The sequence below is a fragment of the Serratia sp. JSRIV006 genome (assembly GCF_019968685.1).
GTDB lineage: Bacteria > Pseudomonadota > Gammaproteobacteria > Enterobacterales > Enterobacteriaceae > Chania > Chania fonticola_B.
The window spans coordinates 3748316-3768514 of record NZ_CP074137.1 but is presented as its reverse complement, the minus strand read 5'-3'; the positions used below and the strand labels follow the sequence as shown (position 1 = coordinate 3768514).

The window sequence follows — 20199 nt, the reverse complement described above, 5'->3', positions numbered from 1 at the left end:
GTGGAACAACTTTCGGGAGTGCTGCGGCGGTTACGTCAGCAGCTTGGGCACGATTTTCCCCGTGAAGCCGGATTTCGGCAGTTAACTCTGGTGGTTCCCGGCCATCTGAGCGATATGTTGCTGGAGTGGCTGGCGGCGCAGGTGCTGTTTCCTCAATTCTACTGGCGTCATCGCGAAGGGCGGCAGGAGGCGGCGGTGTGCGGCGCTTTGCGGCAGTTTTCACACCCTTCAATGGCGCAGGCATTCGTGAATGCCTATCCTGCGGCCCGTTTGTGGGGGCTGACTGCCTTTGACGGTGACGCCCAGCTGTTTTTGCCGCGCCTGGAAATTCTCAACCGCCAAGGCAAGTGTGAACTGACGCTAAACCTGTTTTCTGAACAAGCATTGAGTGATGATGCCCAAGCGGCGCTTGCCTGGCTTGAAAATCTGCTGGTAACCAAACCGATCGAGAATTTACAGGTGAAAGTGCTGTCGGTGCAGCATCAGCCGGAACGTTCCGGGTGGGAAATCATGCTGCGCGATGCGCTGAAGGCGATAAATCGGCAGCAGATGGATAAGGTGGTTTTGGCGCGCAGCTCGGTGTTGACGCTGGAGAGTCCGTTGTTTGCTCCTGCGATGATGGCCGCCAGCCGCAGGGTGAATCACCAATGCTACCACTTTATGCTGCGCTTTGATGCACATTCCGCATTTCTTGGCTCCAGCCCGGAAAGATTGTACCTGCGTGAGGGAAAACATTTGCTGACTGAAGCGTTGGCGGGGACGGTTGCCAACCATCCCGATGAGCGGCAAGCCCAGGCACTGGCCCAGTGGTTGCGGCAAGACGGCAAGAACCAACAGGAAAACCTGCTGGTGGTTGATGATATCTGTCAGCGTTTGCAAGGCGGTGCCAGAGCGGTCGATGTGTTGCCACCAGAGGTGGTGCGGTTGCGCAAGGTACAGCATCTGCGGCGGCGTATTGAAGGGCAACTGAACCAGGGTGATGATGCCGATTGCCTGCAACGGCTGCAACCGACGGCTGCGGTCGCCGGGCTGCCGCGCCAGGCCTCGCTAGAGTTTATCCGCCAGCATGAGCCTTTTTCCCGCGGTTGGTATGCCGGCTCTGCGGGTTATCTCTCTGCGTCACAGGCGGAGTTCTGCGTTGCGCTGCGTTCCTGCCAGATCGAGGATGCTCGTGTTGAGCTGTATGCCGGGGCGGGGATTGTGGCCGGTTCCGATCCGGCGCAGGAGTGGCAAGAGATCGAAAACAAGGCGGCGGGCTTGCGCACGCTGTTGCAGTCAGAACATTCTGGGCCGGTACATTGAGCAGGCCGATCTTCGTGTGTAAACTTGTTGTGTTTTATATGTTTCTTTTTTGTTCTCTTTCGGGGCGCTATTGGGCATTGATGGGTCGAAATTGATTTATTGCAGGCCACCTGCCACAGGGAAATACGGCGTTTTTGCGCCAGCGCAAAAGCCGTAAAGATAATTACTTATATAATTCAGAGTTATGATCCCCGGTTCGCTACCTCGTTTGGGTAGGCTTCGGCGCGTAACCTCTGTTTACTACTGATGAGCGAAATATGTCGACAAGTGTTTTTAATCGCCGGTGGGCGGCGTTGTTGCTGGAAACGCTGGTCCGCCATGGAGTGCGGCATGTCTGTATCGCTCCGGGATCGCGCTCAACGCCTCTGACTCTGGCCGCTGCCGCGAACCGCGCTTTTGTCTGTCATACTCATTTCGATGAGCGGGGCCTGGGCCATTTAGCGCTCGGTCTGGCAAAGGCCACGCGTGAGCCGGTGGCGGTGATCGTCACCTCGGGTACCGCGGCAGCAAATCTTTATCCTGCCCTGATCGAAGCCGGGCTAACCGGGGAGCGGCTGGTGTTTCTCACCGCCGATCGCCCGCCGGAGTTGATTAACTGCGGTGCCAATCAGGCGATCCGCCAAAACGGCCTCTACTCGAGCCACCCTACCTTGAATATCGATTTGCCACGCCCAAGCCCGGATATTCCGGCTCGCTGGCTGGTGTCTACCCTGGACAGCGCGATGGCGCGTCTGCGGCACGGTGCTCTGCATATCAACTGCCCGTTTGCGGAGCCGTTATATGGCGGAGATGAACAGCAGTATGAGCAGTGGTCGGCGGAGCTAGGGGACTGGTGGCAGGATACGCACCCTTGGCTGCGTGAAATGGATCCCCATCGGGTTATTAAGCAGCCGGACTGGTTTTTCTGGCGGCAGAAGCGCGGCGTGATTATTGCTGGCAGGATGGGGGCGGAAGAGGGTGTGCAACTGGCCGAATGGGCGGGCATGCTCGGTTGGCCGCTGATCGGCGATGCCCTCTCGCAAACGGGGCAACCGCTGCCCTGTGCCGACTTATGGTTGGCCAACCCACAGGCCCGCGATCTGTTGGCCAGTGCGCAGGTGGTGGTGCAGTTTGGCAGCAGCCTGACGGGCAAACGCCTGCTACAGTGGCAGGAGCGCTGCCAGCCGGAGGAGTTCTGGCTGATCGACGATCTGCCTGGGCGCCTCGATCCTGCGCATCATCGTGGCCGCCGTATTCGCTCTACCGTTGGCGAGTGGCTCGATCTGCATCCGGCGCAACCTCGCTCACCTTGGGCTGGCGATCTGTCCGCGTTGGCGGATGATGCCCTCGACGCGACGTCGCAATACCTGGTTAACCGGTTTGGTGAGGCGCAACTGGCCCATCGCCTGCCTGAGCTGTTGCCAGAGAACGGCCAGCTGTTTCTCGGCAATAGCCTGATTGTGCGCCTGATCGATGCCTTAACCCAGTTGCCTGCCGGTTATCCGGTGTTCAGCAACCGCGGGGCCAGCGGTATCGACGGCCTAATCTCCACCGCGGCTGGGGTCCAGCGCGCCACAGCCAAGCCGACGTTGGCCGTGGTAGGCGATCTCTCCGCGCTATACGATTTGAATGCCCTGGCTCTGTTGCGCCAATGTTCGGCGCCCACGGTGCTGATCGTGGTGAACAACAATGGCGGGCAGATTTTCTCGCTGTTGCCAACGCCGGAACCTGAGCGCCAGCGGTTTTACTGTATGCCGCAGGATGTGGAGTTCAGCCAGGCGGCAGCCATGTTCCAGCTTGATTATGCTTGCCCGGAAAACTGGGGGCAGTTGCAGCAGGCAGTGGAAAAAGCCTGGCGTCACAGCGGAGCCACGCTGATTGAGTTGCAGGTGCCGCCGAGCGATGGCGCAGAAACCTTGCAACATCTGGTACAAAAAATGGGGGCAAACTGATGCTGGCTTCCCGCGTGCTACAACAAGGTGAAAGCCAGCGGCCATGGTTGATCTGGCTGCATGGTCTGCTAGGGAACAACAATGAGTGGCGGGTGATCGCCTCGCGTTGTGAACAGTGGCCCTCGCTGGCGATTGATTTACCCGGCCATGGCGATTCTGCCGATCAATCCTGCCTGGACTTTGCCGACGTCAGCAGGCAAATCACCGCTACGCTGCAGCAGCATAATATTGAGCGTTACTGGCTGGTGGGCTATTCACTCGGTGGGCGCATCGCCATGTACCATGCTTGCTGCGGAGAAGCACAAGGGCTGCAAGGTATTGTGATCGAGGGTGGTAATCCTGGATTGGAGAACGAGGATTTACGTGCCCAGCGGCGTGCCCATGATGCCGCCTGGGCGAACCGTTTCCGCACCGAACGCATCAAAACGGTATTGGCCGACTGGTATCTCCAACCGGTCTTTGCCAACCTCAGCCCGATACACCGCGAGGCGCTGATCGCCGCCCGTGCAGATAATCATGGTCCGGCCATTGCCGATATGCTGGAGGCGACTTCCCTCGGGCGGCAACCTTGGCTGGTGCCGCAATTACAACAGTTGGCACTGCCAGTGATGGTGTTATGCGGTGCCGACGATCACAAGTTTCAGGCGTTGGCGCGTGATGCCGGTTTGCCATTGCAAACCGTGCCAGAGGCGGGTCATAACGCTCATCTGGCCAATCCGGCAGATTTTGCCGCCGCGCTCGATGCATTTCTTGCTAAAAAAGGAACCAAACATGCTGTATCCCAATGAAGAACAACTGTACGCCGCGATCGACTGGCAGGACTGCTCGGGTGATTTCGAAGACATCCTGTATCACAAGTCCAGCGATGGCATTGCCAAAATCACCATCAACCGCCCGCAGGTGCGTAATGCCTTCCGCCCGCATACGGTGAAGGAAATGATTGAGGCGATGTCGAACGCGCGCTATGACGACGGCATCGGCACCATCATTCTTACCGGTGCCGGGGATAAAGCCTTCTGTTCCGGTGGCGATCAGAAAGTGCGCGGTGACTACGGCGGCTATCGTGATGATAGCGGCGTGCATCACCTGAACGTGCTGGACTTCCAACGTCAGATCCGCACCTGCCCTAAACCGGTAGTGGCGATGGTGGCCGGATACTCCATCGGCGGCGGTCACGTGCTGCATATGATGTGCGATCTGACCATTGCGGCCGATAACGCCATCTTTGGCCAGACCGGGCCGAAAGTCGGCTCCTTTGACGGCGGCTGGGGGGCTTCCTACATGGCGCGCATCGTAGGCCAGAAGAAGGCCCGTGAGATCTGGTTCCTGTGCCGCCAATACGACGCCGCTGCGGCGCTGGATATGGGCCTGGTGAATACCGTGGTGCCGTTGGCCGATCTGGAAAAAGAGACCGTGCGCTGGTGCCGTGAGATGTTGCAGAACAGCCCAATGGCCCTACGCTGCCTGAAAGCCGCACTGAACGCCGACTGCGATGGTCAGGCCGGGCTGCAAGAGCTGGCGGGTAACGCCACCATGTTGTTCTATATGACCGATGAAGGTCAGGAAGGGCGCAACGCATTTATCGAAAAACGCCAGCCTGACTTCAGCAAATTCAAGCGTAACCCGTAATGACGGCACTAACCCGTGTTGCTGCGATCTATCGCTATAGCCTGCCGATGGAGGCGGGCGTGGTGCTGCGCAACCAGCGGCTGAAAACCCGAGATGGCTTGCTGATCCACCTGCAACAGGATGGGCAGCAAGGATGGGGGGAAATTGCCCCCTTACCGGAGTTCAGCCAGGAGACACTCGACCAGGCGCAGCAGGCTACTTTGGCCTGGGTGCAGGCTTGGGTTGCGGGCGAACTGCCTGTGCAGAGCGAGTGGCCATCGGTGGCCTTCGGTACCAGCTGCGCGCTGGCGGAAATGGCCGGGCAGTTGCCAACGCAGGCAGACTATCGCAAGGCGCCGCTGTGCACTGGCGATCCCGACGAGCTGTTCGACCTGTTGGCCGCGCTGCCGGGGGAGAAAGTGGCCAAGGTGAAGGTGGGGATGTATGAGGCGGTGCGGGATGGCATGGTCGTCAATGTCCTGTTGGAAGCCCTGCCTGACCTCAAGCTAAGGTTGGATGCCAACCGCAGCTGGAGCCGGGCCAAAGCGGACGGCTTTGCCAAATACGTTAACCCAGCGTGGCGCGATCGCATCGCGTTTCTGGAAGAGCCCTGCAAAACCCGTGACGAATCACGTGAGTTTGCCCAGGCAACCGGTATTGCCATCGCCTGGGATGAAAGCGTGCGTGAAGCCGATTTTGTCGTGCAGGCCGAGCCGGGGGTGGCAGCGATTGTGATCAAGCCGACGTTGGTGGGGAGCCTGGCCCGCTGCCGTGAACTGGTCATGCAGGCGCATCAGGCCGGATTGGTGGCGGTGATCAGTTCCAGCATTGAGTCCAGTCTGGGGTTGACGCAGCTGGCGCGCATCGCGCATTGGCTGACGCCGCAAACGGTGCCAGGTTTGGATACGTTGAACCTGATGCAGGCCCAGTTGATACGCAACTGGCCAGAGAGCACCTTGCCGTTATTGGGCATTGATACCTTGGAGTGTGTATGGCGCAGTTGAGTGATTGGCCGTGGCGGCATTGGGCCAAACAGCGCCCGCAGTCGACCGCGGTGATCTTTGAACACCAGCCGGTCAGTTGGCTGATGTTGCAACGGCAGGTAGAAGTGCTGGCTGCCGACTTTCAGCGCCAGGGCGTATTACCCGGTAGCGGCGTGCTGCTGTGTGGGAAAAACAGCTATCCGCTGCTGTTGGCCTATCTGGCGCTCTTGCAGTGTGGTGCGCGCCTGCTGCCGCTCAATCCGACGCTGCCGGCGCCGATGCTGGCGGCTTTGCTGCCGGATCTGGATATCGATTTTGCTTTCAGCCCGGACGGATTACCTGAGTTGCCCCCTGGCGCGATCGTCTTGTCGCCGCCGGGCGTTGATGAGTGCCACTTGCAGTTGCTGCCGTGGGATGAACAAAGACTGGCAACGTTGACGCTGACTTCCGGCTCCAGCGGCTTGCCAAAAGCCGCCGCCCATAGCTATGCCGGCCACCTTGCCAGTGCTGATGGCGTGTTGCAACTGCTGGAGTTTCAGCCACAGGATAGCTGGCTGCTCTCGCTGCCGCTGTTTCACGTGTCTGGTCAGGGTATTATCTGGCGCTGGCTGGCGGTGGGGGCACAGCTTGTGGTGCGTGAAATGCAACCTTTGGCCGATGCGCTGGCGGGATGCACCCATGCTTCGCTGGTGCCCACTCAACTTTGGCGCCTGCTGTCTGAACCGATGGCCAAGCATGCGCTAAAAGAGGTGTTGCTCGGCGGGGCGATGATCCCGGTGTCACTCACCCAGCAGGCCGAGGCGGTAGGGATCCACTGCTGGTGCGGTTATGGTTTGACGGAGCTGGCTTCAACGGTTTGCGCCAAGCGTGCCGACGAGCTGCCCGGCGTTGGGGCACCTTTACCAGGCCGTGAAATACGCCTGGTGGATCAGGAAGTCTGGATCCGCTCCACCAGCCTGGCGCTGGGTTATTGGCTGCGGGGCGGGCTAGTGCCCATTACCGACGATCAAGGATGGTTCCATACCCGCGATCGTGGCGCGATGGAGCAGGGTGAACTGCGTATTATTGGCCGGCTGGATAACCTGTTCTTCAGCGGCGGGGAAGGCGTTCAGCCGGAAGATGTGGAACGCGTTTTTGCCGCGCATCCACAGGTGTTGCAGGTGTTTATCGTACCGATTGACGATGCGGAGTTTGGCCAACGGCCGGTAGCGGTGGTCGATCTGGAAGGCGAGTTGACGCTGGAAGGGTTAATGCTTTGGGCGCAGGACCGGCTGGCGAACTTCCAGCGGCCGATTGCCGCATTGGCGTTGCCCGACGAGCTAAAAAACGGCGGCATCAAGATTTCACGCCGTCGTCTACAACAGTGGGCGAGTAGCCAACTGCAGGCATAACCTGTAGCGTTGCGAAAAAAGGCCGCCTGAGGGCGGCCTTGCTATTGGTGTAAAAAATTATTTCAGGCCCAAGGCCTTGGCTACGCCGTTACCGTAATCGGGATGTACCTTGGTGAACAGCTCAACCTGACGGCGTTGGATCTGTTCTGGCACCTGCGACAGTTCACCGGCGATACGGGTGAACATACGTTGGTGCTCCTCGGCACTCAGCAGATTGAACAGCGCGCGCGGTTGGCTGTAGTAATCGTCGTCTTCACGATGATTCCAGTGATCGGCGGCACCTTCTATGCTCAATGGTGGTTCGCTGAAATCTGGCTGCTCCTGGAACACCCCAAAGCTGTTTGGCTCATAGGTTGCGCCATTGCCGCTGTTACCATCTACACGCATCGCCCCATCGCGATGGTAGTTATGGAACGGGCATTTGGCACCGTTGACCGGGATTTGGTGATGGTTGACGCCCAGGCGGTAGCGGTGTGCATCGCCATAGGAGAACAGACGGCCCTGCAACATTTTATCCGGCGAGAAGCTCACGCCAGGCACCACGTTGGCCGGGTTCATGGCCACTTGTTCTACTTCGGAGAAGTAGTTATCCGGATTGCGATTCAGCTCGAAGAAGCCGACATCGATCAGCGGGTAGTCGCCATGTGGCCAGACTTTGGTCAGGTCAAACGGGTTATACGGGGTTTGTGACGCTTCATGCTCTGGCATGATCTGGATTTGCAGTTTCCAGCGCGGGAAGTCACCGTTCTTGATGGAGTCGAACAGATCGCGCTGCGAACTTTCACGATCTTTGGCGATGATGGCTTCTGCTTCATCGTCCATCAGGTTTTCGATGCCTTGCTCACAGCGGAAGTGGAATTTGACCCAGAAACGCTCGTTATTGGCATTGATAAAGCTGAAGGTGTGGCTGCCGAAGCCGTGCATATGACGGTAGGATTTAGGCAGGCCACGGTCGCTGAAGTCGATGGTCAACTGGTGCAGTGATTCAGGCAGATGGGAGAAGAAGTCCCATTTATATACCGGATTGCGCAGGTTGGTGTGCGGATCGCGTTTTACCACGTGGTTCAGGTCAGGGAATTTCAGTGGATCGCGCAGGTAGAACACCGGGGTATCATTACCGACCAGATCCCAGTTACCTTCTTCGGTATAGAATTTCATGGCAAAGCCGCGGATATCACGTTCGGCGTCGGCAGCCCCGCGCTCACCGGCAACGGTAGAGAAGCGGACGAACATTTCGGTTTGCTTACCAATCTCAGAGAAGATTTTTGCGCGGGTGTACTTGGTTATATCGTGGGTGACGGTAAAGGTGCCGTAAGCTCCGGACCCCTTGGCGTGCATACGACGCTCTGGGATCACTTCGCGGTCAAAGTGGGCCAGTTTTTCCAGGAACCAAACGTCTTGAAGTAGCATCGGGCCGCGTTTACCGGCGGTGATCACGTTATTATTATCAACAACGGGTGCGCCAGCCGCAGTAGTTAATCCTTTCTTGCTCATCAATTGCTCCTTACTGTGTAGCAGTTAAGTTGAAAGCTCAGCTTCGGGTGCTGTAGATCTTCATCATATTGACTAAATGAAAAGGCCAGCCCTGCTGACCTCCATCAAAGGCACTACTAGTTGTAGACTTATTCTCAGTCCTCGGCAAATAGGTAGCACTTATCGTTGTAATTTTGGGGTAACTGATTGGTATTTGTTTACAGTTTATTGAAAAATGAACGGGTTATCGCTTTAAATTTTCCGGAAACTGATGACAATTCGGTTACACTTACCCGCGTGTTTTTCCGGTGACAGACATCATCACTCCTTGATGATGAAGAATGAAAAGGATCAATAATGAACAAAACTTTAGTCGCGTGTGCAGCAGGTTTGCTGTTTGTGGCTGGCTCTGCCAATGCGATCAGCGTGAGCGGTGAGGCAGGGGAATATTACACCAACCTGGGCGTCGGCTTGGGAGGCACAACAGCGGGCCTGGGGATCAACGGCAACTGGATCCGTAGCGATCATGATGGTGATATCGGGAGCCTGGGGCTGAGCTTCGGCCTGCCGGTTGGGCCTTTGACGGCCACCGTGGGCGGCAAGGCCATTTATCTTAGCCCGAAAGATGGCAAAGATGGTGGGGCATTGGCATTAGGAGGCGGTCTGCAATGGGATCTCAACCGCTATCTTAGCCTGTATGGCGAAGGCTATTTTGCGCCGGAGTCTTTGACCAGCGGGGCAAAAGCCTACAACGAAGCTAATGGCGGGGTGCGCTTAAACGTGCGTCCGTTCAATGTGGATGTCGGTTATCGTTACATCAACATCGAAGGTAAAGACGGCAACCGCGACAACGCGATAGCCGATGGCCCTTATATCGGTGTGGGCGTGGGCTTCTAATCCTGCCTGCTATTAAACGGGCGCCGCATATGCTGCGCCCATTTTTTTCTGTCAGCCGATGGCCGGTAACAGGCCGCTGGCAATGCTGATCTGAATGGCGATCACCGCCACCCCACAGACAAACACCAACGCCAACGCTGGCGTTCCGCCCCAGACTCGATAGCTGGCCTGATGCCGCCGCCGAGTCTTCCAGACCAGCAATGAAGGCAGCAACAGGGCGAGAACGGACAGCGCAATAGCCGCGAACCCGAGTGCCAGCACAAAACCGCGTGGATAGAACAGCGCAAATGCCAATGGCGGCAGGAAGGTGATGGCACCGGTCTGCAAACGGCCCCGCACGTTATCCTGGCGTTTGAACAGATCGGCCAGGAAGTCGAACAACCCGAGTGAAACCCCCAGGAACGAGGTTGCCAGCGCCAAATCGGCAAACAGGTGCACCGCCAGCTCGACATGAGGCGACGCAACCACGTCACGCACCGCTTGCAGTAAACCGTTCAGCCCGGCCTGTTGTGCCAGAATGCCGACAAAGGTGGTGGAACTGATGCTGCCCAGCGTCGCCAACTGCCAGAAGATATAGGCCACTAACGGGATGGCACTGCCGATGATAAAGATCCAACGCAGCTTGCGGATGTTACCGCCCATATAGTTGACGATGCTGGGTACGCTGCCGTGGAAACCAAACGAAGTGAAGATCACCGGGATGGCCGAGAGCGCCAGCCCTTGTTCCAGCGGGAGCGTCAGCAGGTTGGTTTGCTGGATGTGCGGCATCATCAGGCCAAGCATGACGATCAGGAAAATCGACTTGGCGGTAAACAGAATACGGTTGAACAGATCCACCGAATGGGTGCCGATGCAGACGATCCCCCCTGCGACCAGGGTGAACAGCAGCACGCCGAGGTAAGTCGGGAAGTCCTGAGACGTCCACTGGCTGATGCTGACAGCCAGCAGTTCGCCAGCGCCGCTGATATAGGCCGCGGTCAGCGCATACATCAAGAACATCATGCTGAAACTGGTAAGCCACTGACCACCGCCGCCCAGATAACGTTTGGCCAGCGTTCCCAGACCGGTGTCCGCCTGCTCATGCTGATAAACTTCGACCAGCAACAGCGCGGTATAGCACATCAATAACCACAGCCCGACCAGCAGTGCCAGCGTTACGCCAAAACCCACGCCAGCCGCCGCCAGGGGCATAGCCAGCATCCCTGCACCAATGGTGGTGCCTGCCACGATAAAAACACTGCCCAGCGTGCGATTCTTCACGTTTTTCTCTGCTATTGGATAATTTAGGGGCGTTTTCGGGACCCTATTTTTAGTGCGGCAGAATAGTTGATTGCCGATTTTGTGTCAAACCGACGTTACGTCTGATGTACATGTAAGTTTACGATTGTGAGTGAGGCCGCGGCGGTATCAGAAGGGGGCTCTCTGTCCAGTCAGTTCATTAGCGAGCCAGCCCGCTGCTTTGTCGCTTCGCTTCTGTGTTCCGCCAGACTGATACCGAAAGACAGCAGTAAGGCGATGGCGGCGATGCCTCCGGCCAGCCAGAGGTTGGCGGTCATGCCAAGTTCATCCACAACTTGGCCACCTGCCCATGCCCCCAATGCAATGCCGATATTGAATACGCCCACATACAGTGCGGTAGCAATCTCTACGGCTCGCGGTGCGACTTTCATTGTCCATGTCATTAGACCGACTGATACACCGCCATAGGCCAGCCCCCAAACTAGCAGTACCACTCCACCGCTGATGTAGGAGTCACCAATGGTCAGGAATAGCACCGGAGTGAGCAGTAGGCCCATCGAGACCGCTATCAAGGTCAGGGACGTGCACCGCGCCGCGATGATACCTGCCAAGAAGTTGCCAACAATGCCTGCAAAGCCGTAGGCGAAAAGCAGTGCGCTAATCCATTGCGAATCGAATCTCGGTACTGACAGCAGTAACGGGCGCACGAAGGTAAAGACCATGAAGTGGCTGGCTACCAGCAGTAACGTCAGAAATAACCCGACTTGCAGCTTCCGATTACCGAGTTGTTTGCCGAACTGGCGTAGGGTAGCCGAACTGGCAACGGGGAGTGCAGGAACGACGGCAAGATGCAAAACCAACACCGACACGCTAAGCAACGCCATACTGCCAAAAGCCCAGCGCCACCCTACAAAGTCACCGACCAGCGCTCCGAGTGGAACCCCAAATACAGAAGCGGCCGCTACACCACCAAAGATAATGGAGGTTGCCAATCCGATGGAGTTATCAGGAACAAGCCGGGAAGCCAAGCCACCTGCGATAGCCCAGACTCCCCCCATACAAAAGCCGACGAGAACACGAGCAGCCAGCATCCAAGCCATGTTCGGTGCCAATGCCGATACAATGTTGGCTATAGCCAGTAGGCCCAGTAATCCGCACAGGATCCTGCGCCGATCCATACCACCAGATGCAATCACCACCAGCGGCGCGAACAAGGCCGCCAGCACTGCTGGCAGAGAGATCATCTGGCCTGCAGTGCCAGTGGATATCTCCAGAGTGTCGGCAATCGGTGTCAGCAGGCCGACCGGTAGCATTTCCGTCGTGACCACCGAAAAGGTGGCAAGACCTATGGCGGTGACGGCCAACCATTGGTGTCGGGTAGACGTTTGAGGCGTAGTACTTGAAGATTTATCCATAGTTAAGCTCCTTGTGAGTAGGGAAAACAGGTAGTGCCCATATCACGCGGCATTTGGTACGGATGAGTCACGCAGGCGCTGACTCCCCCAAAGAGCGACCAACAGCACCAAAGCGCCCGCGCACAGGGCTATAACAAATCCAGCACGCGCACCGCTTTCATTAACAACCTGGCCGGATACGGCTGCTCCCAGCGCAACCCCGACATTTAGAGCGGCCAGCAGCCATGTCATGCCTTCCGTCAATTGGCGCTTCGGTACCTGGCGTTCGATAAGCGACATTGCCACGATCATCGTTGGCGCGAAAAACAGACCTGCTACGAACACCACAGTGGCTAATGTGGCAATGTTGCCTGCCAGCAGCAGGGGCAGCGTTGTCACAGCTGTCGCCAGCCCACCCAGCAACAGCAGGCGGGATAATGGGATAGGTAACTTGAGTGCGCCAAACAGCAGACCTGACAGGCATGATCCTACGGCATAGGCAGATAGAACCAGACTGGCCGCCGCGGGTTGCCCCAGTTGCTCGGCGAAGGCCACGCTGACGATATCAACAGTGCCGACGATGATACCCATCGCCATCATCAGCAGTGCCAGCAATCGCACGCTCGTCAATTTGATGACAGATCCTGGCAGGCCCGAAGTAGCGTCATGTGTTTTGACCAACGGTTCGGTGCTGCGCTGTGCGATCAGGGCCAGCACTCCTATGGGGAGAAGTATCGCCGCCGCTAATGGGCCAGCTTGTGGAAATAGCGCTACGGACAGGCCAACTGACAGCGGCGGCCCGGTGATGAAGGTGACTTCATCGAGCACTGTCTCAAGCGAATAGGCCGTCTGCAAGCGCGGTTGGCCCTGGTAGATAGCTGTCCAGCGTGCCCGCGCTACCGCCGACATGCTGGGCATAAAACCGGCCAGTAAGGCACCTGTGAACAAAGTCCAGTCGGGTGCCAGCCACCAGGAACTGGCGAGTAGAAGCAGTATCCCGATGACGCTGATGGCCGTCGCAGCTGGCAGTACTCGGCTCTGTCCGTGGCGATCCATCAAGCGAGATATCTGTGGCGATAGCAGAGCGTAGGCCAGCACGAAGGTGGCGGATACGGCTCCGGCCAGAGCGAAGCTGCCACGCAGCTGTGACAACATAGTGATGATGCCGATGCCAGTCATCGACAGCGGGAGCCGTGCCAGCATTCCGGCCAGAGCTAAGCTCTTGGTGCCGGGAGCGGTGAACAGTTCTCTATAAGGGTTAGCCATCTCAGTCTCCAGGGGGCGTCGCTTGCCTTAGTGGCATAGCGCGGTGATAATACATACGGCACGTATGAATAGGAGTGTATATTCATACGGAGTGTATGTAAATAAACATACGTAACGTATCTAAAGGGGAACATCAATGGCTCGCCGCACCCGCGCAGAAATGGAAGAAACCCGTGCCACATTGTTGGCAACTGCCCGTAAGGTCTTCAGAGAACACGGCTACGCCGAGACCTCGATGGATGAACTCACCGCGCAGGCGGGCTTGACCCGTGGCGCGCTTTATCATCACTTTGGTGACAAGAAAGGGTTGCTGACGGCAGTGGTGGAACAAATCGACGCCGAGATGGATGCGCGCCTACAACTCATCTCCGACACCGCCGAAGATGCGTGGGAAGGTTTCCTCAGCCGTTGTCGTGCCTATCTGGATATGGCGCTGGAGCCGGAATTCCAGCGCATCGTGCTTCGCGACGCCAGGGCGGTGCTGGGCGGAGCTTCGCCGGACTCGCAACGCCATTGTGTTGAGTCGATGCGGCGGCTGATAGACAACCTTATCCAACAAGGTATCGTCGCTAAGGTCGATCCCCAGGCGCTAGCATCGCTGATCTACGGTAGCTTGGCTGAGGCTGCGTTCTGGATCGCGGACGGTGATGACGGCAATACGCGGCTGGCGGGAAGTGTTGGCGCGCTGGAGCTATTGCTGCGAGGATTGTTGACCAAATCATAAGTTAACGAAACTCCCTGTTCATACTGCTCCCCCTGCCTGTAGCACTATTAGCCGCAGCTATTTGGTGAAAAGTTGGTTACAGGCTTCTATAGTGGTGGGATCTGAACATAAAGGGAGAGGTCAATGTTAAGGGTGGAGATGCTCAGCACTGGTGATGAGGTGCTGCATGGGCAAATTATTGATACCAACGCTGCCTGGCTGGCAGATTACCTGTTCCAGCAAGGCTTGCCGATGAGCGGGCGCGAAACGGTGGGGGATAGCCTTTCTTCGCTGATCGAAATCCTGCAGGAGCGTAGCCATATTGCCGACGTGCTGATCGTCAACGGCGGTCTGGGGCCAACCAGCGACGATCTCAGCGCGTTAGCGGCAGCAAAGGCTTGCGATACCGAGCTGGTCGAACATCCCGAATGGATCGCCCGTATGGAAGCCTACTTTGCGGAACGCGGCCGCCCAATGGCGGCTTCAAACCGTAAACAGGCGCAGATCCCGGCTAATGCGGAAATGCTGGATAACCGCGTTGGTACCGCCTGCGGCTTCGCCTTAACGCTGAATAAGTGCCGGATGTTCTTTACGCCGGGTGTGCCTTCCGAATTTAAAGTGATGGTAGAAGAGCAGATCCTGCCACGCCTGCGCCAGGGTTTTACTCTGCCTGAGCCGCCATTGTGTCTTCGCCTTACCACCTTCGGGACTTCGGAAAGCGACTTGGCTGCTGAACTGGACGGCATGCCTTTGCCGCCGGGTGTCGTACTGGGCTATCGCTCTTCCAGCCCGATTATTGAATTGAAGTTGACCGGTCCACAGGCTCAGCGCGCCGCGATGGAACAAGCCTGGCAGCGAGTGCGACAGGTTGCGGGTGACAATACGATTTTTGAAGGTACGGCTGGGCTACCGGCAGAGCTGACGCAACGCTTACTGCAGCAAAACTTGACGTTGGCGCTGAGCGAGCAATTTACCGCCGGGCTAATCAACCTGCAGTTGCAGAGCGAAGGGGCCCCGCTGGCCGGTGGCGAACTGTTACCGGCACATTGCTCCGAGACATTGGCAACGGTGCTGGCGCGTGCCCAGTCTTTGGCGCAGCTCACCGGTGCGCAGTTGGCGTTGGCGGTGAGCGCCATGGCAGGGGATCGTGTCAGCGTTGCCCTGCATACGCCAAAAGGCGGTATTGGCCAGACGGTGAGCTATCGTGCATCACGTCATGGTCTGCGTTTACGTCAGGAGTCGGTCGCGATGCTGGCGCTGGATATGCTGCGCCGTTGGCTGAATGGCGGCCAGGTTTGCGGCAAAAACGGCTGGCTGGAAATTGTGGAAATTATCGAGTAGAAACATTCCTCAGCAGGTTCAAAACGTAAGGGGCCTCATGCAGTAAAGCGGGCGGTCCCCTACGGTCGAACATGTGCGATCCCTTCCATTTCTGCAAATCTTCACTGGCGCCCCTATCGCCGAGCAACGGCTAGCGGGGAATAGTCGCTATTACCAGAGAGAAACTGGTTGATAGCGCTGATATATCCTCGATGAATTGTTGCTTTTTTGTTTTATTATTGTGCGTGTGTTTTTTTGTAAATACACAGGTATCTTATTGATTATCAATATTAATTAAAAATTATAAGTTAATTATTTACGTTTTTTTATTAACTTTTTATTATTTATAGTTATTGCCTATCAAACTACAGAAATTTACTTGGATTTATGTCTTCCAAAAGCCAGCGTTGGTGATTTACCATTCTGCCCCTCATTTTTATTGCAGCTTTTTATTTCAAATAAATCCAAAAAATTGGAATTAGATTTCTGTTTGTTGGTTTTTCATGGAGGAAGTATCCGAGATAGGGATGGTCAAGGTTGGTTGATCTTAAGAATGGTATTTAAATGAAATTGTTTAAAATGACAACGCTGCCCCTTATTCTGGCTACTTCTGCCGTTTCCCTTCCTGTGATGGCAGCGGAAACGGCCCAAATTATGGTGAAAGGGTCCATCGTTCCTACCGCATGTTCGATCTCTGTTGCTGGCTCGGCAGACTTCGGCAATTTGACCGAAAATGAACTGAAAGAGAAAAGCAAAGTGCTTAATGCTTACCAGCTAGGCTATAAGCCCGTTAATTTTGATATTCAATGCAACTCAGCAGCAAAAGTGGCGTTATCTACACAGGCGGATATTCCACCCTCGGGCTCGAGCACTATGGGTGTTGTGAGCTACGTTAATGAGACTGAAAAAACGTCCCGTACCAAAACCGAACACTTGGGCAATCTGGGCGTGATTGAGGGGCATGACATTGGCTATTTTACCACGGCGCTGGTAAGTGCAAATTTGGATGACAAAAACTCCGAGCTGATTTTTTCCCAAGATAACGGCAATGATTGGCAAGCGGTCTCTGGTGCAGATGAGCATGTGATGTATCAGGATGGCTCTGCATTTTATAGTTGGGGGAAAGACAATACCCCACAGGAAGCAACCAATATCTCTGGTGTTATCAATATCTCTGCTGCCATTGATGCTCGTTTTATCGATGACATGAAAGAAGTCCTTAACTTTAACAGCAGCACAACCCTAAGCCTACAGTACCTGTAAACCCTCGTGGTTTTGTCTGGCAGTTGCCTGCCAGACAATGTTTACCCGCTGTTATTTTATCAATACTGTTTTCTATAAGGTGTGTTTGTCATGCGCTGTCAACTGCTCGCTTATTTTACTTCCGTTAGGCGAATAATCTCCAATAAGTTATTAGTGATTGTCCGGTCTTATTATGGGCGTGAAAATTTAAAATCAGACTGGGTGTTGTGCAGTTTATTACTGGTCGCGTTATCCATTTTCGCTACTCAGTCGCACGCATCTGGCGTATTACCTGAATCTTCGGCGGTCATTATTGACGAGGCACAGAAGGGGGGCAGCATTAATGTTAAAAATACGGAAAAAGTTCCGGTGCTGTTGTATACCAGAATCGTCGAGTTACCTGACGATCCCACTCCTCGCTTGATTGTGACCCAGCCTGTGGCTCGTTTGGAGCCAGGCCAGTCTCAACGCGTACGCTTTGTGTTGAACAGCAATACTCCATTGCAGAGCGAACATATCAAGCGCGTATATTTTGAAGGCGTGACTGAACGGACTACGGATAACAGCCAAGTGTCCGTTAGCGTGCGTCAGGATCTTCCGGTGATTATCGTGCCAAAGGGGCTGAGCGCTAAACGCGATATGTGGAGCGATCTGGACTGGTCCGTTAGCGCAAACCGCCTGAAAGTCACCAACACTGGCCGCCATGTGGTGCGCTTGACCCCGCAGGTCAAACTTCAACCCGCAGGTAATATGCTGTCTCTGAACAAGAGCTATATCCTGCCTGGCGAAACCCTGGTGGTCACCGCACCTGCCAGTCCTCGTCTCAGTAGCCAGCAGCAGGTGGAGTTCTCCCCCGTTACTCGTTACGGGTTTGGTGTAGGTGTACAAACTGCCCCTCTGAGCGGCAAATAATTACTCATACCATGAAGACAACCCGCCATTCATTACTGATCTCAGCCATTTTACTGGTTTGCTGGGGGGGACCCGTACCAGCAGAAGGGGCCAAATTGAGCAGCTTTAGTGAAAGTCGGCTGAAGGCGTTGGGTATCGATCCGTCTACTGCTGCCTACTTTGCACAAGGGGCGCGCTTTACGCCTGGTATTACCGAAGTGGAGCTAGAGGTCAATGGCGCCTACCGAGGTATGCAGAGACTGGCATTTGGTCACAGTGGTGAAATGTGTGCGGATGAAGCCTTTTTTGCGTCTGCCGGTATCCGATTGGAGACGCCACTGCGGCAGGAGAGTGCGGACGCAGATACCTGTCCGCAACTTATCGACGTCTGGCCGACCGCGACGGTCTCCCTACTTCCCGCCACTCAAGAAGTACATATTGTGGTGCCACCAGAAGCGGTAGAGAAGGCAAATGACCTGGCGCATTTCCAGCAAGGTGGCACGGCTGGTTTGCTGAACTATTCCGCTTACCGTTCCTATTTTTCCTCGTACGGTAACCATTCAAGCAACAGCTACCTGAATCTGGAAAGCGGTTTTAACGCGGGTGACTGGATGGTGCGCGGTGCGCATAACCTGCGCCAGAGCAGCGCCGGTGGATTTACCTTCGACAATGCGTATGTATACGCACAGAAAACCCTGGTTGATAGCAAGCAATTATTGCAGGCCGGGCAAATCAACTTTTCCAATAATCTCCTGTCCGGTGCGTCCATCGATGGGATGCAACTGATCCCACAGTCTGCGCTGAGCAGCCAGGGAGAAGGGGCACAGGTGCGCGGTATTGCCCGGGCAGACCAATCACGGGTGGAAGTCCGTCAAAGCGGTATCCTGATTTATTCCACGCTGGTGCCAGCCGGTCCCTTTACGCTAACGGAACTCCCTGTGCTGAATTCCACTAGTGACCTGCAACTCACGGTGATAACCCCGAGCGGGCAGGAGGAGGCTTACACCATCACTGCGGCATCGTTTCGCAGTTTGGTACCAAAGGCTCCTGAAACCTGGTCTTTGGCGCTGGGACGCCTGCGTGCGGACGGCGTCAGCCAGAGCTATGAGCGGCCCTGGGTGGCCAGCCTGTCTGATGGGCGGGCGATTTCCCAGCGGGTATTGCTGGAGGGCGGGTCAATTATCGCCTCTGGCTATCTGGGCAGCGGTGTGGGGATCACCGTCAGTCCGCGCCAAGAAGTCTCTGTAGGCCTATCCGCCGCGCTGAGCCAGGATCGCAACCATGACCGACAGGGGGCAAAGAGCACGGCTTCGGTGAACTGGCAAGCTCCACTGAATCTCGGATTTGGTGGTGACATCACCCTATATTCTCCCGGCTATCGGGAACTGACGGACTCGGTTTCCCTCACTGATAGCCCTTATAGCCGCACCAGTGCAGGTCTGCGGATGAATTGGTACCAAAAGACACTGGGCCATATTTCGCTCTCTGCCAGCCAGACCCGTCAAGGGGATAATGGCGGGGATTCTCGGCGCATGATGGCCACCTGGAACCGCAATTTTGGTTTTGTAAACGCCTCGGTGAACTGGCAGCGCCAGAGTCGGAGTTTACGAAACTGCCACGCATCTTATCAGTGCCGCAATGCCGACCGCGATAGCCTGTTTGTTAACCTCAGTTTTCCACTGAGTGGGCAAGTGATCGGTAGCCATTATCGTCATACCCCAGATTCAGCGGCCGTGGGCATGCAAACGAGCGGTGTCCTGACGGAAAACAGCAACTGGTCATTGGCGACAGAGCACAGTATGAAACAGCAACACGATACCAGCCTGTCAGGCAGCCTGAACGGCAACCTGCACTACACCACTGGCGGGTTATATGGTTACGCTGCGACCGATCATACCCGCAACTACTCCGGCACTTTATCTGGCGGCATCGTAGCCCATCAGGAAGGAGTGGTGTTCTCACCGCATAAGATTAACGACACCTTTGGGGTCGTGGCGGTGGAGCCTGCGGTCAGTGGGGTAGAAATCAACACCCCACGGGGAAAAGTATGGACTGACTGGCGGGGTAAGGCGGTGGTTCCTGGGTTGCCAGCTTACGCTGCAGGCCGGATAGAGTTGAACACGGAACAATTGCCGGAAAATACCGATGTCAGTAATGGCTTGCGGCAAGTCGTGGCGGGTCACGGTGCGGTGACCAATACCCATTTTCTCTTGCAGCAGACACGCAACGGCTTGTTGACGGTGAAGCTGATGGATGGATCGCCGTTGCCGAAAGGCAGCGCCATTATTGCGCAAGACGGTAGTTATGTGACCACTGCGGTAGATGCAGGCACGGTGTTCCTCACCGACCTGAACGATAAACGCCCGCTGATGGCGCGTTGGCAGGAGCAGCAATGCAGTCTGCATTATTCCGTACCGGAAAAGGCGCTAAAGGGGGAGGCCTATGAAAATGTCAGCGCACAATGCAGTTAACCGTAGAACCAGGGTGGGCGTGTGAAACAGAAGGTTATCACATTAATCCGGGGATTGAGCCTCATCACTGTGCTGTGGCTTGTTACTC

The 20199-nt window shown here is 56.0% G+C and carries 16 protein-coding genes; 12 read left to right on the top strand and 4 right to left on the bottom strand.

Going from position 1 to position 20199, the window contains the following annotated elements:
* The 6 genes from menF to menE all read left to right on the top strand — a co-directional run bounded on the left by menF (position 1) and on the right by menE (position 7215).
* Positions 1 to 1302 (top strand): isochorismate synthase MenF, encoded by a 1302-nt coding sequence (menF, locus tag KGP16_RS17470; RefSeq protein WP_209522587.1) that lies wholly within the window; start codon positions 1 to 3, stop codon positions 1300 to 1302.
* A 257-nt stretch (positions 1303 to 1559) separates the two neighbouring features.
* On the top strand, positions 1560 to 3233 hold the full coding sequence (menD, locus tag KGP16_RS17465; RefSeq protein ID WP_021805978.1) for a 2-succinyl-5-enolpyruvyl-6-hydroxy-3-cyclohexene-1-carboxylic-acid synthase: 1674 nt from the start codon (positions 1560 to 1562) through the stop codon (positions 3231 to 3233).
* Positions 3233 to 4021 carry a 2-succinyl-6-hydroxy-2,4-cyclohexadiene-1-carboxylate synthase gene (menH, locus tag KGP16_RS17460; RefSeq protein ID WP_021805977.1) on the top strand — a complete coding sequence of 263 codons (789 nt, stop codon included), beginning with the start codon at positions 3233 to 3235 and terminating at the stop codon, positions 4019 to 4021. The genes menD and menH overlap by 1 nt, the downstream gene beginning before the upstream one ends.
* Positions 4005 to 4862, top strand: coding sequence for a 1,4-dihydroxy-2-naphthoyl-CoA synthase (gene menB / locus KGP16_RS17455; RefSeq protein WP_021805976.1), 858 nt, complete (start codon positions 4005 to 4007; stop codon positions 4860 to 4862). Before menH ends, menB begins: the two co-directional genes overlap by 17 nt.
* Entirely contained in the window at positions 4862 to 5845 is a 984-nt protein-coding gene (gene menC / locus KGP16_RS17450; RefSeq protein ID WP_094981977.1) for an o-succinylbenzoate synthase, read from the top strand. Before menB ends, menC begins: the two co-directional genes overlap by 1 nt.
* Positions 5833 to 7215 (top strand): o-succinylbenzoate--CoA ligase, encoded by a 1383-nt coding sequence (gene menE / locus KGP16_RS17445; RefSeq protein ID WP_021805974.1) that lies wholly within the window; start codon positions 5833 to 5835, stop codon positions 7213 to 7215. The genes menC and menE overlap by 13 nt, the downstream gene beginning before the upstream one ends.
* Before the next feature lie 57 nt (positions 7216 to 7272).
* On the opposite strand, the gene katA is transcribed toward menE, so the two are convergent.
* Positions 7273 to 8709 carry a catalase KatA gene (gene katA / locus KGP16_RS17440; RefSeq protein ID WP_021805973.1) on the bottom strand — a complete coding sequence of 479 codons (1437 nt, stop codon included), beginning with the start codon at positions 8707 to 8709 and terminating at the stop codon, positions 7273 to 7275.
* 336 nt (positions 8710 to 9045) lie between these two features.
* Here katA and KGP16_RS17435 point away from each other — a divergent pair, with 336 nt between their 5' ends.
* Entirely contained in the window at positions 9046 to 9585 is a 540-nt protein-coding gene (locus KGP16_RS17435; protein ID WP_223500056.1) for a YfaZ family outer membrane protein, read from the top strand.
* Positions 9586 to 9636: 51 nt separating this feature from the next.
* Here the strand turns inward: KGP16_RS17435 and tyrP are convergent, their stop codons facing one another.
* The 3 genes from tyrP to KGP16_RS17420 form a co-directional block, all read right to left on the bottom strand.
* A complete protein-coding gene (tyrP, locus tag KGP16_RS17430) occupies positions 9637 to 10845 on the bottom strand; it encodes a tyrosine transporter TyrP (RefSeq protein WP_021805972.1) in 1209 nt (402 codons plus the stop codon).
* 170 nt (positions 10846 to 11015) lie between these two features.
* Entirely contained in the window at positions 11016 to 12239 is a 1224-nt protein-coding gene (locus KGP16_RS17425; RefSeq protein WP_223500055.1) for an MFS transporter, read from the bottom strand.
* A 42-nt stretch (positions 12240 to 12281) separates the two neighbouring features.
* Positions 12282 to 13484, bottom strand: coding sequence for an MFS transporter (locus tag KGP16_RS17420; RefSeq protein ID WP_223500054.1), 1203 nt, complete (start codon positions 13482 to 13484; stop codon positions 12282 to 12284).
* 136 nt (positions 13485 to 13620) lie between these two features.
* Between KGP16_RS17420 and KGP16_RS17415 the strand changes: the two genes are divergently transcribed.
* The 5 genes from KGP16_RS17415 to KGP16_RS17395 all read left to right on the top strand — a co-directional run bounded on the left by KGP16_RS17415 (position 13621) and on the right by KGP16_RS17395 (position 20111).
* Complete coding sequence (locus KGP16_RS17415; RefSeq protein ID WP_094981973.1) at positions 13621 to 14208, top strand: TetR/AcrR family transcriptional regulator; 588 nt, start codon at positions 13621 to 13623, stop codon at positions 14206 to 14208.
* A 123-nt stretch (positions 14209 to 14331) separates the two neighbouring features.
* Positions 14332 to 15528, top strand: coding sequence for a nicotinamide mononucleotide deamidase-related protein YfaY (locus KGP16_RS17410; protein ID WP_021805969.1), 1197 nt, complete (start codon positions 14332 to 14334; stop codon positions 15526 to 15528).
* A 543-nt stretch (positions 15529 to 16071) separates the two neighbouring features.
* Entirely contained in the window at positions 16072 to 16770 is a 699-nt protein-coding gene (locus tag KGP16_RS17405) for a DUF1120 domain-containing protein (protein WP_059201273.1), read from the top strand.
* A 201-nt stretch (positions 16771 to 16971) separates the two neighbouring features.
* A complete protein-coding gene (locus KGP16_RS17400) occupies positions 16972 to 17661 on the top strand; it encodes a fimbria/pilus chaperone family protein (RefSeq protein ID WP_037375518.1) in 690 nt (229 codons plus the stop codon).
* Between the two features lie 95 nt (positions 17662 to 17756).
* Positions 17757 to 20111, top strand: coding sequence for a fimbrial biogenesis usher protein (locus KGP16_RS17395; RefSeq protein ID WP_245398409.1), 2355 nt, complete (start codon positions 17757 to 17759; stop codon positions 20109 to 20111).
* The last annotated feature ends 88 nt before the right edge of the window (positions 20112 to 20199 follow it).